This is a genomic window from Patescibacteria group bacterium, from assembly GCA_041667185.1.
Taxonomy (GTDB): Bacteria; Patescibacteriota; Patescibacteriia; order SG8-24; family SG8-24; genus JBAYFM01.
In genome coordinates this window covers 23,221-39,567 of record JBAYFM010000008.1, presented here as the reverse complement: position 1 = coordinate 39,567, position 16,347 = coordinate 23,221, and the positions used below count along the sequence as shown (strand labels likewise).

General features: G+C 61.1%; 12 protein-coding genes. 7 read left to right on the top strand and 5 right to left on the bottom strand.

Annotation, left to right across the window (positions count from 1 at the left end; all coding sequences use genetic code 11):
• Positions 1–45: 45 nt before the first annotated feature.
• Complete coding sequence (locus WCT10_03670; protein ID MFA6603911.1) at positions 46–1,059, bottom strand: hypothetical protein; 1,014 nt, start codon at positions 1,057–1,059, stop codon at positions 46–48.
• A gap of 274 nt (positions 1,060–1,333) precedes the next feature.
• On the opposite strand from WCT10_03670, the gene WCT10_03665 reads away from it, so the two are divergent.
• The 4 genes from WCT10_03665 to WCT10_03650 all read left to right on the top strand — a co-directional run bounded on the left by WCT10_03665 (position 1,334) and on the right by WCT10_03650 (position 5,594).
• Positions 1,334–2,749 carry a sugar transferase gene (locus WCT10_03665; protein ID MFA6603910.1) on the top strand — a complete coding sequence of 472 codons (1,416 nt, stop codon included), beginning with the start codon at positions 1,334–1,336 and terminating at the stop codon, positions 2,747–2,749.
• Between the two features lie 7 nt (positions 2,750–2,756).
• On the top strand, positions 2,757–3,866 hold the full coding sequence (locus WCT10_03660; protein ID MFA6603909.1) for a glycosyltransferase: 1,110 nt from the start codon (positions 2,757–2,759) through the stop codon (positions 3,864–3,866).
• A 75-nt stretch (positions 3,867–3,941) separates the two neighbouring features.
• Entirely contained in the window at positions 3,942–5,078 is a 1,137-nt protein-coding gene (locus WCT10_03655) for a glycosyltransferase family 1 protein (protein ID MFA6603908.1), read from the top strand.
• 75 nt (positions 5,079–5,153) lie between these two features.
• Complete coding sequence (locus WCT10_03650) at positions 5,154–5,594, top strand: hypothetical protein (protein ID MFA6603907.1); 441 nt, start codon at positions 5,154–5,156, stop codon at positions 5,592–5,594.
• A gap of 268 nt (positions 5,595–5,862) precedes the next feature.
• On the opposite strand, the gene WCT10_03645 is transcribed toward WCT10_03650, so the two are convergent.
• From WCT10_03645 to glmS, 4 genes are all read right to left on the bottom strand, one after another.
• Positions 5,863–7,380, bottom strand: a complete 1,518-nt coding sequence (locus WCT10_03645) for a carboxypeptidase M32 (GenBank protein MFA6603906.1) — start codon at positions 7,378–7,380, stop codon at positions 5,863–5,865.
• Between the two features lie 139 nt (positions 7,381–7,519).
• Complete coding sequence (locus WCT10_03640; protein MFA6603905.1) at positions 7,520–7,894, bottom strand: nucleotide pyrophosphohydrolase; 375 nt, start codon at positions 7,892–7,894, stop codon at positions 7,520–7,522.
• A gap of 4 nt (positions 7,895–7,898) precedes the next feature.
• Positions 7,899–8,525 carry a ribonuclease HII gene (locus WCT10_03635; GenBank protein MFA6603904.1) on the bottom strand — a complete coding sequence of 209 codons (627 nt, stop codon included), beginning with the start codon at positions 8,523–8,525 and terminating at the stop codon, positions 7,899–7,901.
• 45 nt (positions 8,526–8,570) lie between these two features.
• Complete coding sequence (glmS, locus tag WCT10_03630; protein MFA6603903.1) at positions 8,571–10,409, bottom strand: glutamine--fructose-6-phosphate transaminase (isomerizing); 1,839 nt, start codon at positions 10,407–10,409, stop codon at positions 8,571–8,573.
• A 255-nt stretch (positions 10,410–10,664) separates the two neighbouring features.
• Here glmS and WCT10_03625 point away from each other — a divergent pair, with 255 nt between their 5' ends.
• The 3 genes from WCT10_03625 to WCT10_03615 are packed head-to-tail and all read left to right on the top strand — an operon-like array spanning position 10,665 to position 16,339.
• Complete coding sequence (locus WCT10_03625) at positions 10,665–11,810, top strand: glycosyltransferase family 1 protein (GenBank protein MFA6603902.1); 1,146 nt, start codon at positions 10,665–10,667, stop codon at positions 11,808–11,810.
• Between the two features lie 11 nt (positions 11,811–11,821).
• Positions 11,822–14,389: a DUF4012 domain-containing protein gene (locus tag WCT10_03620; GenBank protein ID MFA6603901.1), complete on the top strand. Its 2,568-nt coding sequence runs from the start codon at positions 11,822–11,824 to the stop codon at positions 14,387–14,389.
• Positions 14,390–14,395: 6 nt separating this feature from the next.
• Complete coding sequence (locus WCT10_03615; protein ID MFA6603900.1) at positions 14,396–16,339, top strand: hypothetical protein; 1,944 nt, start codon at positions 14,396–14,398, stop codon at positions 16,337–16,339.
• The last annotated feature ends 8 nt before the right edge of the window (positions 16,340–16,347 follow it).

The window sequence follows — 16,347 nt, the reverse complement described above, 5'->3', positions numbered from 1 at the left end:
ATCGGCCCGCACCACGACGTGGTATGGGCCGAAAGGATTCGAGAGTTACTTGCGGACGACGAGGAACGAGTATGAAATACCCGACAAGTCATCAAGACGATCCAGCAGATCTAGCCCGGGACCATGAACACCCCTATACAGCCGCGGTACGACACGATGACCATGCTGATCCACCCAGAAGGAGCCGAGAGCGATGACTGCATCCTTGTCGTCCCACTTCGCCTTAGCGTAGTCAATCAGCTCGGCTAGAGTCGCGCAACGATAACCCTCGCTGTCGATAAAGGTCTTAATCTGAGCGAAGGTTTTGCCCTGGCTGCCAAAATCTTTCTGGCTGACCAGCAGCATGTCTGACACGTCTACGACCGGGCCGGCGAGTGGAAAGTTCTGCTCGTTGATGTCGTGGTCGACATCAACAAACTTGCAGTCTTCGATCATCTGATCGAAGACATTGAGCTGGGGGTCCGCGACGAACAACATGCTGGACTTGCGGGAGGCGAGGAAACAGTAGTCCTCGCACCAATAGTTCTTGGGGTTGGCATACCACAGGCGAAGTTGCCGCTTGCGGTCGTACTCGCACAGACAAGGGACCTCACGGCTGCCGCCGGGATGCACCCAGGAGGAGCCGAGGGCGACGATGGGGTGCTTCCGCTGCTCTCTGGGATTCTCCACGCCGTAGGCGAGGAGAGTCTCGATCGAGGCTGGCTCGTACCCCTTGGCCCTGATGGCCGCCTCGACCTCCTTCGTGGTCATGATTCGGTTGAAGTGAAAGACCTTGGTGCCGGCCACAGTGAAGAGTTCGGGCTTCACCGGGAAATGTTCCTCGGTAATGGCGGAGTTCGCCCAGTCATTGCCGCAGGCCTTGAGCATGTCACCAAGGGTTTTGCGACAAGTACCCGCAACGAGCAGCTTGGCGATCTCGCGACGAAGCTCCTCGTCGGAGAGGATCCGACGGAGGTGATCATCCGACCCGCCGAGGTCGCGGACGGCTCCGGAGAGCTTCTGGATGATCTCAAAGGTGGTGCCGGCGGCACTGACGAACTCACTCTTCTTCTGGACCATGACCTGACTCCTTGTTTTTGGCTTACCCCCTGTACGCCTGTCATTAGGCATACTTGAGGCCTGCCATAAAAAGAACACTTGTGCTGAAAACCTAGCGCAAAAACGCTATTTTGTCAATGATCTTTAACGCCTAAAAATACGGGGCTGCCGGACCGCGAAGTCCCCAGACGAGGACGCGGCGTTTGCGTCTTTTTGGGCAGCCGTTTCGGGCTTATTTCCGCCATATTGCCTCAAATCGCCATTCGCTCTAATATAGGTAAACACTCCCACGCCTATGAAAAAGAGCGAACTCGCTTTCACGGTCGTCCTCGTCCCCCTGGATTTCCTATTGGTCTTCCTCGCGGCCATCACCGCCTACTCCGTCCGCTTCGGCTGGCTGGCCGCTCTTCGTCCGGTCGCTTTCGACCTGCCCTGGAACCGTTTCCTGCTCCTCGCCGCCGGCGCCGGCCTCCTGTTCGTGATGTTCATGGCACTCTCCGGACTCTACGCCGTCCGCGGCCCGCGCCGCCTCACAATGGAGATTTCGCGCATCTTTTTCGCCAGCTCGGCATCGATCCTGACCTTCATCGTGATCGTCTTCTTCCGCCGCGAACTCTTCTCCTCCCGCTTCATCATCCTCGCGGCCTGGATCGTCGCTTTCATCTACCTGAGCCTGGGCCGCGTCCTGATCCGGCTGCTCCAACGCCTGCTCGTCCGCTTCGGCGTCGGCGTGCGCCGCGTGATCGTCATCGGCGGCGACGAGCGCGTCACCAAGACCCTGACCGCGGCTTTCGCCAAAAATCCCGCCTTCGGTTTCCAGATGATCAAGACCATCGCCGGCTTCGATGACGAGGCCGAAAAAGAACTCGCCGGCCTGGCCGCGACCGGAGCGCTCGACGAGGTCATCGTCACGAACCCCGATCTCAGCCGCGAGGACCTGTCCCGCATCCTCGGCTTCTGCGAATCGCGCCAACTGGCCTTCAAGTATTCGGCCGACCTGCTCGCGACCCACAGCCACAATATGGAACTCTCGACCGTGGCCGGCCTGCCGATCGTCGAGATCAAAGGCACGCGCCTCGACGGCTGGGGCCGCGTCCTGAAACGGATCTTCGACGTCATCGGTTCGCTCCTCCTCATCATCCTGACCTCGCCGATCATGCTGCTCGCCGCACTCGCCGTAGCGATCGATTCGCGCGGCCCGGTCTTCTTCAGCCGGCTCGACGACGGATCGCCCGTGACGCGCGTCGGCGAACACGGCCGGCCGTTCCGCTATTTCAAATTCCGCTCCATGCGGCCCAACACCCATAACCTGCGCTACACCGAACTGGCCGATCGCGACACGCGCAAGGAAGGGCCGCTCGTGAAGATCAAAGACGATCCGCGCGTCACCCGCGTCGGCACGTTCATCAGGAAATATTCCATCGACGAACTGCCGGAACTCTTCCTCGTCTTCACCGGCAAGATGAGCCTCGTCGGCCCGCGCCCGCACCTGCCCGAAGAGGTCGCGAAATACAAGGATCATCATCGCCGCGTCTTCACCGTGAAGCCCGGCATCACCGGCCTCGCGCAGATCTCGGGCCGCGCGGACCTGAATTTCGACGAGGAGGTCCGGCTCGACACCTACTACATCGAGAACTGGTCGCCCTGGCTCGATCTGGCGATCCTGATCAAGACGCCGCTCGCGGTACTGAGCCGAAAAGGAGCTTATTAAAACAACCATGAAGTTCGCCCTGGTTCACGACTACCTGATCCAAGATGGAGGCGCTGAGCGCGTGCTTCAGATTTTCCAGCAGATGTGGCCGGAGGCTCCGACCTACGCCCTGTTCCATGATCCCAAACGCGTCGGCAGCGCTTTCGACAACAAGGACATCCGCACCTCCTTCCTGCAGAAGCTGCCATTCGCGCTCCGCCACTACAAATGGTCCATGCCGCTCATGCCGGCCGCGACCGAACATTACGACCTGAATGGCTACGACGTCGTGCTCTCAAGTACCTCGGCTTTCGCCAAGGGCGTGATCACGCGGCCGGACGCGCTGCATTTCTGCTACTGCCACACGCCGACGCGCTATCTCTGGTCGGACACCCATTCCTACGTCAAAGAACTCGGCCTGCCGGGACCCATCAAAGCCTTCGTCCCTTACCTGCTGTCGCAGCTGCGCATCTGGGACCGCCACGCCGCCGAACGCGTCGACCGGTTCATCGCCAACTCCGAGACCGTGCGCCGCCGCATCCGCAAGTACTACCAGCGCGACAGCGTGGTCATCCATCCGCCGGTCGAGACTTCGCGATTCTCCATCGCGCCGCGGACCGAGGATTATTACGTCGCCGGCGGCCGCCTCGTCGCCTACAAGCGTTTCGACATCGTCGTCCAGGCGTTCAACAAGCTCGGTATCAGACTCAAGATCTTCGGTTCCGGACCGGAACTCGGCAAGCTGCGCTCCCTGGCGCATAAGAATATCGAATTCGTCGGCAAGGTTTCCGAAGAAGAGAAAGCCGACCTCTACCGCAAGGCCATCGCCTATCTCCACCCGCAGGAGGAGGATTTCGGCATCACCGCGGTCGAAGCCATGGCCTCGGGACGCCCGGTGATCGCCTACCGCAAAGGCGGCGCGGAAGAGACGGTCGTCGAAGGCGTGAGCGGCAGCTTCATCGAAGAACAGAACTGGGAAGAACTGGCCAACGAGATCATCCGCTTCGCGCCGGAGAAATTCGACCCGCTCCAGGTGCGGGCGCACGCGCAAAAATTCGACACCGAGCTGTTCAAATCGAAACTCTCCGCCTACATCCAGGCCGAGATCGACAAGTGGCATTCAGCTGATGGCCGTTAACCAATGGCAGAGAAACGGCCCCTTCGGGCCGTTTTTTTTATTCTAGATAGCGGCCGTCCGTGTTAAACTGACCCCATGCGAACGATCATCGATACCCGCCCCATGCTCGAGGGTCAGCGCAGCGGCGTGGCCAACTACGCGGCCAGGCTGGTTTCGGCGTTGCTCGATCGCGCCGCCGACCCCGCGACCGCGGCCTACACCCTCTTCTGCAACGCGTCCGGGCGGCGCTATCCCGCCGACGTCCCGGCTGCCGGACCGACCATCCGCCACTCGTTCCACGCCTGGCCGAACCGCCTGCTGAACCTGAGCGTCGCCGCCGCCGGCCGACCGCTCATCGAAGAACTGGCCGGACCAGCCGACATCGTTTATCTGCCGAATCTGAATTTCGTCGCGACGCGTCTGCCGCTCGTGGCCACGGTCCATGATCTCTCGTTCGTGCGCTATCCGGAATTCTTCTCCGCCAAACAACGGCTGTGGCACGACCTGGTCCGACCGGCCGAACTGCTCCGCCGCTCCGCGGCCATCGCGGCCGTCTCCGAACACACCAAGACCGACATCATCGACTGGCTAGGGCTGTCAGCTGACCGCATCGCCGTCGTGAGTCCCGCGGCCGGCGAGGAATTCCGCCCGGCCGGCGCAGAAGCCGTGAAGTCGGTCAGACGGACCTACGGTCTGGACCGGGAATTCTTTCTAGTCTTCAGCACGCTCGAACCGCGCAAAAATATCACCGGCGCCATCGCCGCGTTCGAAAAACTCGGCGGCGACACTGAGCTCGTCATCGCCGGCGGCAAAGGCTGGCTCTACGACGGCATCCTGCGGCGCGCGGCCGCCTCGCCGGCCAAAGACCGGATCCGCTTCCTCGGCTACGTTCCGGACCGCGACCGGCCGGCGCTTTACGCCGCCGCGCTGGCGCTCGTCTATCCGTCGTTCTACGAAGGTTTCGGCATGCCGCCCCTGGAAGCCATGACCTGCGGCACGCCGGTCATCGCGAGTTTCGCTTCGTCGCTCGGCGAAGTCGTGGGCGCAGCCGGACTGCTCGTCGATCCCTACAACGCCAGCGAACTGGCCGAAGCCATGGATTGCATCCGCCGCGAAGAAGCGCTGCGCCGTTCCCTGTCAGCCGCCGGCCTCGCCCGCGCAAAAAACTATTCCTGGGAAAAAAGCGCCGCCGCGCTGGAACAACTGCTCCGGACAGCCGCGCTTGGCAAATGATCGTTAAAGATGTTAACGTGCCCGCACCTGGGATGAAGATCCAAGGCGCTCTTTAAGGAAAATCGGAGGTGACAAATGAACAAGAATTGGCACTGGCTGCGGCTGCCCGGCTGGTTCGAAATCAACGATCTGGACGACGACGACTTCGGCGACGACTATCAGCGGCCGCCCGAGGGGTCGCTCATGCTCGTGAAACCTACCGCTATGGCCATGATTTCGGTCATGACCGCTCCCTGGATCGGCAACGCCCAACTGCACTATCTGGCTGAAAGAATCGCGGCCAGCATGAGGGCTAAAAAAGGTCTATTGCTTGGTCTGATCGACACGACCGGCAAAGATGAGTTCGAGTTCGTTTGGACCTCTGGCGACGGACTCAATTCCGGCAAGACGTTCATTCATTTAGATCCGAACGCTCCATCCATGATCCTCCTGATCAATGCGATCTGGCCTTCGGACCAGGACCCGCTGGATGATGAAGCGAACATCATCGCCGCCAGCATCCGCAGTCCCAACTGACGATCGCTTGCCGCCCGAACACGGGCGGCTTTTTTGTAACCCGCGGTCATGCGGGTTGCGCCGAGAAGTGGCGGCCTTAGCCGCGAATTTGTAACTGTCCGCCCGCTTCGCGGTCAGACTGCATCATAGGCCGCGGAATATACTCCGGTTCTCCCGCCTCCGGGCGGGACCCCGCCGTTCATTGAAACGAATAACTTTGTGGTCCGCGATTTCTGAAATGCCGCGGCGGCGCAAAGAAAAACCCCCTCCCGAAAGAGGGGGTCAAGTTTTACTTCAGCTGATAGATCTCAATGAATTTGCGCTCCAGATAGCGCTGGAAAGCGTCAGCCGATGGCGGAGCGCCCGTGGCTTGGGTCACGATCTCGACCGGCATCAGCAGTCCGCCATGACGCCAAACTTTGTCGTACAACCAGAGGCGCAACCAGGTGAATTGTTCGCCGTTGGCGCGCAACCACAGATCCGGCAACTCGCGCACCGCAGCCTCGAGCAGCTGAGCGGAGTAGAGATTGCCGAGCGCGTAACTCGGGAAATAACCGAAGAGTCCCGCCGACCAATGAACGTCCTGCAGGACGCCGACGCTGTCGCTCGGCACTTCGACGCCGAGATACTCGCGAATCTTGGCGTTCCAGATCTCCGGCAGATCCTTGGCCGCGATCCGGCCTTCGATGAGACCGCGTTCGATCTCGAACCGCAGGGCGACATGGAGGTTGTAAGTGACCTCGTCGGACTCGGTGCGGATGAGCGACGGCTTCACGACGTTGAGCGCGCGATAGAAACTGTCCTCATCCGGAAGACAGAGCTCGTAATCCTCGCCGGACCCGGTCATGAACGCCGCCAGCAATCTCGAGAACTCGCGGCTGCGACCGATCAGATTCTCCCACAGCCGCGATTGCGACTCGTGGATGCCGTACGAGGCCGCTTCGCCGGCGCAATTGCCGAACTGATCGGACGGCAAAGCGTGATCATAAAGCGCATGGCCGGTCTCGTGGATCGTGCTGTAAATCGACGAAAGCAGGTCGCTTTCATCGTAGCGCGTGGTGATGCGGACATCGCCCGGATGCATTTTGGAAGTGAACGGGTGAGCGCTCGCGTCCAAGCGGCCGGCGCGAAAATCGAAGCCGATGAGCTTCGCCAGATCCTTGGAGATCCGAGCCTGATGTTTGGCCGTCAGACGGATCTTCAGCTCCTTGGGGGCGTTGCCGGTTCCGAGCCGCCGCACGAACACTTTGAGGAAGTCGCAGAGCGGACTGAGGACGGCCTCGACCATTTCGGCGGTCATACCCGGCTCGTACTGGCCGAGCAGGGCGTCGTAAGGCGATCCGCCGCAGCCGACCGCTTCGGCTTCCTCGATCTTCAGTTCGACGATCCTCTGAAGCGACGGCAGGAACAGCGAGAAATCCGACTTCTCGCGCGCCTCGATCCAGACATGGTGCGCGGCTCCGGTGGTCTTGACCAGCTCCTCGACCAGGCGCTTCGGAAGTTTGCGTTCGCGCTCAAGATCCTTCATGGTGCGGCGGACGATGATCGCTTCCGTCTCGCTGAGCAGGCCGTTCTCGACGGCCGCGAGCAATTTTTCGCCCCGTCGCCACAACGCCGCCGAGGTCCGCTTCGTATGGACGATCCCGGCGATCAGCGCCATGACGTCGGACCGGTGATCTGCACCGGCCGGAGGCATGAAGACCTCCATGTCGTATTCCGCGATATTGTTCGCGGAGGCGAGCAGGGCGATCTCCCGAAGCTGGGCCACGAATTTACGGTAGAGCGAGCCGATATTCTGTTTGGCCATCACGGCACTCCTTGGAAGTTTTGTGAAAGAACACGATTTTCTTAACACATCGCCGACGTACGGGCAAGGGCTTGGTTGCGACAAAAAACCGGGGGTCTGACCCCGGCTCTGCCGTTCGTGTCGGATCGATCGCTAGCGCTCAAAGCCGGTCGTATTTCGTCGCTTTGCCGCGCGCTTTGGCGACCGGATATTTCTGCTCCGCCTTCTTCAGTTTGGCCGCGAGCGCGCCGGCCACGTCGATCCCGGAGGCGTTGGCGAAACTCAGACAAGTCATGACGATATCCGACAATTCCTCCTCCACGGCCAGCCGGTAAGCGGCGTCCTTGTCCATCAACTGTCCGATCTCGGCTTTCTCTTTCCAGAGAAAAAGTTCCAGAAGTTCCGCCGCTTCGATCGAGATCGCTTCGGCCAGATTCTTCGGATCGTGGAACTGGAGCCAGTCGCGGTCATCGCGGAAACGCCGCACCCATTTCTTAAGTTCCGCGACGGTCGTCAAATCGTCTTGTTTCTTCATAAGATCAGGTTTTGGCCAAAAATTTCTTGATCGGCGCGTAGGTCCGCCGATGGATTGGGCAGATACCCTGGCGCTCCAGTGCCTGTTGATGCTCTTTGGTGCCGTAACCTTTGTGCCGCTCGAAACCGTAACCGGGGTGTTCCGCGGCCAGCTCGTCCATGAGCCGGTCGCGCGCGACCTTGGCGATGATCGAAGCGGCCGCGATCGATACCACCTTGGCGTCGCCGCGGATGATGTTCTTGAGCGGAATGTCGAGGCCCGGGATGCGGAAAGCGTCGCTCAGGACGTAGTCAGGCCGGATCGGCAAGGACGCGATCGCCCGCGTCATGGCGAGTGCGGCCGCGCGGCGGATATTCAACTGATCGACTTCCTCGACCGAAGCCGAACCGACCGCCCAGGCCGCGGCTTTGGCCTTGATTTCCTCGGCCGAACGCTCCCGCTGCGCCGGCGACAGGGCTTTGGAATCGCGCACCAGCATCAACTCGACGCCGACAGGCAAGATCACCGCCGCCGCCATGACCGGTCCGGCCCAGCACCCGCAGCCGACTTCATCAGTCCCCGCGACGCACGAAAAACCCTGCGCTGCGAGCGCTTGTTCTTCCTCGAACGTCGGGATCACGGCTTTGCTCATAAGGGTGGAAGTTTGGGAGAGTGAGGAAGTGCTGGAGTGCTGAAATCATTCAACGGTAACAGACTTCGCCAAGTTCCGTGGCTTGTCCGGATCGAGGCCGCGGGCGATGGCCGCGTGGTAGGCGAACAGTTGCAGCGGAATGACATTCAGGATCGGCGAAAGCATTTCTATGGTCCGTGGCACGTAAATGATGTCGTCAGTGAGATGCATGAGCCCCTCGTCGCCTTCGGAAGCGATCGCCACGACCGGCGCGCGGCGCGCGCGGGCTTCCTCGATATTCGAACGCATCTTTTCGTAGACGCTGTCTTTCGTGGCGATGGCGAAAGTCGGGAACTCCAGGTCCAAGAGCGCAATCGGACCATGCTTCATCTCGCCGGCCGCGTAACCCTCGGCGTGGATGTAAGCGATCTCTTTCAGTTTCAAAGCGCCTTCGCTGGCGAGCGGCGCATTATACTTGCGGCCCATGTAAAGCAGACTCGGGTAGCGCGCGTATTTCTTGGCGAGCAATTTGATATGTTCGTTCTGCGCGAGGATCCGCTCGATCTTCGCCGGCAGCGCCAAAAGTTCTTCCACGATCCTCTCGCCAGCCGCTTGCGACATCCGGCGCTGGCGACCAAGATACAACGCCAGAACGGCAAATACCGTCAACTGAGCCACAAAAGCCTTGGTCGAAGCGACAGCGATCTCCGGTCCGGCGTGAACGAAAATCCCGGCGTCGGTCTCGCGCGCGATGGTCGAACCGACGGCGTTCACGACACCGAGCGTGAGCACGCCCTTGTTCTTCGCCTCGCGCAGCGCACCCAAAGTATCGGCGGTCTCGCCGCTCTGAGAGACCGCGATGACCGCCTCCTTCGAACGGTCGAAGATCGGTTTGCGATAACGCAGCTCGGACGCAAGTTCGGCGCGCGCCGGCAGCTCCGCAATCTCCTCGATCATGTAAGCGCCGACCGCGCCGGCGAGATACGCCGAGCCGCAAGCCGTAATCGTCAGCCGCTCCGCGTCGCGCAGCCGCTCCTCGACATCCTTGAGGCCGCCGAGTATCGCAAGCCCGTTCCTCGCATCGAGCCGGCCGCGCAAAGCGTTCGTCACGACCGCCGGCTGCTCGAAGATCTCTTTCATCATGAAATGCGGAAAACGACCGCGCTCGATCTCGTCGATGCTCCACTCGATGGATTCGACCTTCTTCTGTTTACGGACCTGGTCGAGCGAGAACGTCTCCACGCCGCCGTCGGCGAGTTCCACGACCTCGTCGTCATCCAGATAAATGACGTCGCGGGTGTAGGCCAGGACCGCGGCCGGATCCGAGGCCAGAAAAAATTCCTCGCTGTTGCGGCCGATGCCGATGACCAGCGGACTCCCGCGGCGCGCGCCGTAGACCCGGCGCGGCTCCGAAGCCGAGATCACCGCCAACCCGAACGTGCCGACCACGTGCTTCAAAGCCGCCGCGACCGCTTCGCCGAACGGCAGCTTGGCGGCATAATCCTCGATCAGATGCGCCAGCACCTCGGTGTCGGTCTCGGACCGGAACTGATGCCCGCGCGACTCCAGTTCCTTCTTCAATTCCGCATAATTTTCGATGATGCCGTTGTGGGCCACGGCGATGCGGCCCTGGCAATCGAGGTGCGGATGCGCGTTGGCGTCCGTCGGCTGGCCATGGGTCGCCCAACGCGTATGCGCGATGCCGACCGAACCCTCGAGCGGCTCGCGAGACAATTTATCCTCAAGCAAAGCGACCTTACCGGCGGTTTTCACGGCACATAAGTCGCCATCGTGGATGGTCGCGGCTCCGGCCGAATCATAACCGCGATATTCCAAACGTTTCAGACCATCAAGCAAGACATTTTCCGCCCGGCGCTGGCCGATATAACCGACGATGCCGCACATAAAGGAGGATTGAACAGTGACAATTTACCGAGGAAACTTCGCTTTCATTAGAACACAGCCGGGGCGGAAGGTAAACTTCGAGCTTATTTTGGCTAAATTAAGCTAAATTTAAGCAAGAAAGCCTTTGCTGAATGACCACTGGCAACCTGGGGACAGCCCCGGTGGTCAAGGCTAAATACCCCTGCTATAATGGCTTTACATTAATATATCTACTGAACCGGCCTGTTTTCGGCGATCAGGCCGCGCTGTACTGCCATGCGCATCGGCATCGACGCACGCTTTTACGGGACCGTGGGCAAGGGTCTCGGTCGGTACGTGAGCGAGCTCATCCGACAGCTCGAACTCGTCGACCGCGAGAACGAGTATTTCGTGTTCCTGCGCGAGACCAACTGGGGCGAATACACGCCGCGCAATCCGAACTTCCACAAGGTCCTGGCGGAATTCGCTTGGTACGGACTGGCCGAGCAGCTGATCTATCCGTTCTGGCTGCGGCGTTTTCGGCTGGACCTGATGCATTTCACCCACTTCAACGTCCCGTGGCTCTATCGCCGGCCGTTCGTGGTCACGATCCATGATCTGATATTGCTCAGCCACCCGACGCCCCGGGCCACGACGCTCGGCCCCCTGCTTTTCCGCGCAAAATATTTCTTTTATCGGCTGATCATCCGGAGCGCTATCGCCCGCGCTGTGACCATCATCACCGTCTCGCGCTATACCCAGGATCAGATCGAACAGGTCTTCCCTTTCGCCAAATACAAGACCATCGCCGTCACTTACGAAGCCTGCGGCAGTGCCTTCAGCGCCGCGGTGAGGACCGAGGCCCGTCCCGCCGCACCGCCGCCAGGGCTGACGCGACCGTTCCTGCTCTACGTCGGCAACGCCTATCCGCACAAGAACCTGGAACGTCTACTGCGCGCGTTCGCCGACTTCCGCCGCCGCGGCCACGGATCACATCATCTGATCCTGGTCGGAGCGCAAGATTATTTTTACGACCGCCTGCAGCTGGAGGCGCGCAAACAGAAGATCGCGGAGAACATCGTCTTCTTCGGCAAGGCCTCGGACGCCGAGCTGGCCGACCTGTACGACACCGCCGAGTTCTACGTCTTTCCGTCGCTCTGCGAAGGCTTCGGACTGCCACCGCTCGAAGCGATGTGCCGCGGCCTGGCTGTGGCCTCATCGAAGGCGACCTGCCTGCCCGAGATCCTGGGCGACGCTGCGTTATACTTCGACCCTGAATCCGAAACGGATATGGCTCAGAAACTGATCAGTCTGGCCGACGATCCCGGACTCCGGACCGAACTCGCGGCCAAAGGCCGGACTCAGACCAAAAAGTACGACTGGAATTCCTGCGCCGCCGCCACGCTGCGCCATTACCAGCAGGCTCTGGCAAAGAAACAGTGACTGCCACGATGATGCCCGACCGCGCCCCACAATCTCTCACTGGCCGCGAAACCGCTCCGGAAATCCACCCGAGCAGGCTGGTTGTCGCAACCAAAACCGCAGCGCCGCGCCAGCATGTTTCACCGCATCTGCTGGACCTTAAAAATGACTATTTTAGGCCAAATAATGCCTCTCGACCAGTTGAGAGCAGCAAGTCGTCAGAGTCGCGGATCGCGACGAAATTCGGTTCCGGTTCAGACCTGCAGGATGTCCGCGCTCTGTCCCTGGCGCCGCGGGCCCGCGGCTGGAAAGACTTCCCGCCGCCCGAAGCCACGAGCGTCAGCCACGCCGTCTGGCTGACCGTGAAAAATTTCTTCAGCCAACATCCGCTCGCCGACCTGACCATTCTGACCGTCGTCCATCTGCTCGCGGTCCTCGTCTGGAAGATCGCGACCCTGCCCTGGACGGCCGCGACACGCCTGTTCGCGCCGACGCCAGCGCCCCGCGAAACTCGGATGCTGAACCCGTTGCTGCCGCTCGCCGCGGTCCAGATCCAGACCCGATCACTCCAACCCCAGAATCTCCAACTCTCGCTGCAGCGCGAATCGGGCTGGCCGCGGCGTCTGCTCGGTTTCGCCGGCATCTGTCTGCTGCTCATCATGCCTTTCGGAGCCTGGAGCGCTTACGCCCAGCTGCGCGAAACCAAACAACTGGCCATGACTGACGGCCTCAAAGGAGTTTCCCTGCTCCAAGGCGCCGGCCAGGCCGCGACGAGCCGCAAATTCGACGAGGCCGCCGCCGCGTTCACCGAAGCCGAGCGCAGTTTCGCTTCCGCCAAAGAAAATACCGGCACTCTCGGCAATCTGATGATGTCGGCCGCCGCAGTCGTCCCGGCCCGGTCGCGGATCTCCGCTGCCGCGCCGCTCCTGAACGCCGGAAAAGAGATCGCTGCCGGCGGTGCCGCTCTCGCTGCCGCTTTCGCCGCTTTCGACACCCAAAAAGAACCGACGGCCAAGATCGCGGAACTGCGCGGCCGGCTCGGCGAAGCTTTGCCGCATCTTCAGGCCGCGGAAAGATCGCTCACCAAGATCTCGCCCGCGAACCTGCCGCCAGAATACGCCGGCCAGCTCGCCGCGGCCCAGGCCCAGCTCCCCAAACTCAACTCCCTGCTGGCCAAAGCCGAACTGGCCGCCAGCCTGCTGCATGATGTGCTCGGACCGAACGGCACCAAACGCTATCTCATCGTCTTCCAGAACAACGCCGAACTCCGGCCGACCGGCGGCTTCATCGGCAGCTTCGCGCTCGTGGACATGAACCGCGGCAACATCAAGAAAGTCGAGATTCCGGGCGGCGGTTCCTATGATCTCCAGGGCAGCCTGCGCTCCAGGATCTCTTCGCCGCAGCCGTTGCACCTCATCAACCCGAACTGGGAGTTCCAGGACGCCAACTGGTACGCCGACTTCCCGTCCTCGGCCCGCAAGATCTCCTGGTTCTACGAGAAAAGCGGCGGCCCGACCACCGACGGGGTCATCGCGGTCACCATGTCGTTCATGGAGGACCTGCTCAAGATCATCGGACCGGTGGAGATGGCCGAATACGGCAAGACCATCGACAGCGATAATTTCTATTTCGAGACCCAGAAAGAAGTCGAACTCGATTTCGACAAGGACCTCAACCAGCCGAAGAAATTCATCGCCGACCTGGCTCCGAAGATTCTGGAGCGGCTGGCCGGCGCCGACCAGGCGATGCTGCTCAAACTGACCGAAACGCTCTATTCCTCGCTGGCCGAAAAACAGGCGTTGTTCTGGTTCCGCGACGAGGATCTCGAATCCCGCGCTTTGGCGCTCGGTTGGGGCGGCGAGATCCGCAGCGTCGGCGGCGATTACCTGCAGATCGTCCACACCAATATCGCCGGCCAGAAGACCGATCTCGTGATGCGGGAAACTGTCGACCACGCGGTCAAGATTCTCGACGATGGCACCGGTCTCGTGACGCTCACGATCAGACGGACGCATAACGGAGAAAAGGGCGCGCTGTTCAGCGGCGTCCGGAACGTCGACTACCTGCGCGTTTACGCGCCGCTCGGCAGCACGCTGGTCGAAGCCGGCGGTTTCAGCGCCCCGGACCCGAAACTTTTCAAGATTGCCGAAGCCGACCGCAAGACCGATCCGGCCGTGGCTGAAACCGAGAAGAACGCCGAACTCGACCGGGAAACCGGCACCAAGATCATGACCGAGTCCGGCAAGACTGTCTTCGGCAACTGGGTGATGACCGATCCCGGCGAGACCAGTGTCGTCACTCTGGTCTACAAACTACCGCCGGGAACGATCACCGCCGCCAAGGTCAACTCCGGCAGACTCGCGGGCCTCTACAATCTCCTGACCGGCGAACGTCCCGGACAGTCGCTGCGCTACTCGCTCCTGATCCAGAAACAACCCGGCGCCAACCCGGCCGAGATCGCGACCAGCATCGATCTGCCCCGCGGCTACCATCTGTCCTGGCAGGTTCCGGAACGCCGGGAAGACGACCGCGGGCGCTGGAACGCCGCCGCCACGCTTGATCGCGACCTGAGCTTCGGAGCCGAAGCGCGGTCCAACTGAACCTTTATGCCTTTCCACAAAAAAACCTTGCCCTCATCCGCCGGCGGACAACCCCCGAAAAAACTTCCGCCCGAGCCGGCCCAGACGCCGGCCGCCGTTCCGAGCAAAGACCAGCCGCAGGTCTCACCGGCGGAACTCGAGAAAGAATTGCACTCGATCTACGACTCCACCGACCAAGAGCAGCGGGACATGACAAAACTCGAACAAGCCAACCCTTCGATGGCTAAAAAACTGCTGCTCGGCCTGGTCATCTTTTTCGCTTTCCTGGCCGCGGTCTCCTGGGCCGGCTTCTTCTTTTTCTCGCCTGGCGACAAGAAATTCAGCGGCGAAGGCGTGACGGTCGAGATCGAGGGTCCGGGCGAAATCAAGAGCGGTCAGCCGATCTCTTTCCGCATCGCTTACCGCAACCAGGAGCACATCGCTCTCGGCACCGCCTCGCTCGAACTGCGCCTGCCCAAAGAATTCAGCGCCACCAGATTCGATCCGGCCTCGACCGAACCGACCTGGAAGATCGGTTCCATCGCCCCCGGCAAAGGCGGCTCGATAACGGTCGAAGGCGTGATCACCGCGCCGCTCGCGAAACAGCTCGATCTCCAGGCGATCCTCACCTACCGGCCGGCCGACTTCAACTCCGAGTTCCAGAAGGTCGCCACGCGCGCACTGATCGTCACCGACTCGATGATCGAACTCGGCGCCACGGGTCCGGCCAAGATCATGCCCGGCGACAAGATCGTCATCGATTTCGGCTTCGTCAACACCGCGGACGCGGACCTGAACAAACTCCGGCTGCGAGTCAGCTATCCGCAAAATTTCATCCCCGAGACCGCCGAACCGGCGGCGCTCGACGAGAAGCTGACCGAGTGGCCGATCGAGACGCTGGCGCCGCTTGTCGAACAACACGTCAAGATAACCGGCTCGTTCGCCGCGGAAGCGAAAGGCGATATCGAGATCCCGGCCGAGATCGGCTATCTGGACGCAAATGACGCTTTCCAGCCGCAGAAAAAAGCCGCTTTCACGACTCAGGTGCTCGAGGGACAACTGATGGTGGCCCTGATCCTGAACGGCAAGACCGGCGACCAGGCGGCGGCTTTCGGCGATCAACTCCATTATTCCATCACCTACAAGAACACCGGCCGGGTGATCCTGGAAGATGTGACCCTGACTGCGATCCTGGAGACCGTTCCCGACCTGCCGGCTGTCGTTCTCTGGAACAACCTGCGCGACAAGCAGCAAGGCCTGCGGGACAAGAATCGCATCACCTGGACCAAAAAACAGATCACCGCTCTGGGCAAGATCGCGCCCGAGGACGAAGGCACTATCAACTTCGACCTGCCGCTTCTCGCCGCCCCGCTTGAGACTGCTCCGGACAAGGATTATCGCGTCACGGCCCGGGTCGAAGCCGATATCAAGACCATTGACGGGGAAGAAGCCGACCGCACGATCCAGACTCCGCCTCTCGCCGCCACGCTGAATAGCGACGTCAAATTGGCCGCCGAAGCACGCTACTTCAACACCGACGGGCTGCCGATCGGTACGGGTCCGCTGCCGCCGACCGTCGGCCAGGCGACGACCTACCGGATCAACTGGACCATCGCCAACACCCTTCACGATCTCGTGGACCTGAAGCTGTCAGCCAGACTGCCAGCGAACGTCGTTTGGACCGGCAGCTCGAACATCGACGCCGGCGACCTGAAATTCGACGCCGCCGCCGAGAAGATCATCTGGACCCTCAACTGGCTGCCGACCACCATCAAGAATCTGCGGCTGTCTTTCGATGTGGCGCTGACGCCCACCGAAGATCAGACCGGACGGACTCCGACCCTGATCGACGCGCTCATCCTCGAGGCCCGGGACAAGACCACGGGCCAACCGATCATCCTTTCCCAGATGCCCCTCACTACGATGCTCGATCAAGACCCGTTGGCCGCAGGAAAGAGCAAAGTCCAGTAAGAGCAAGG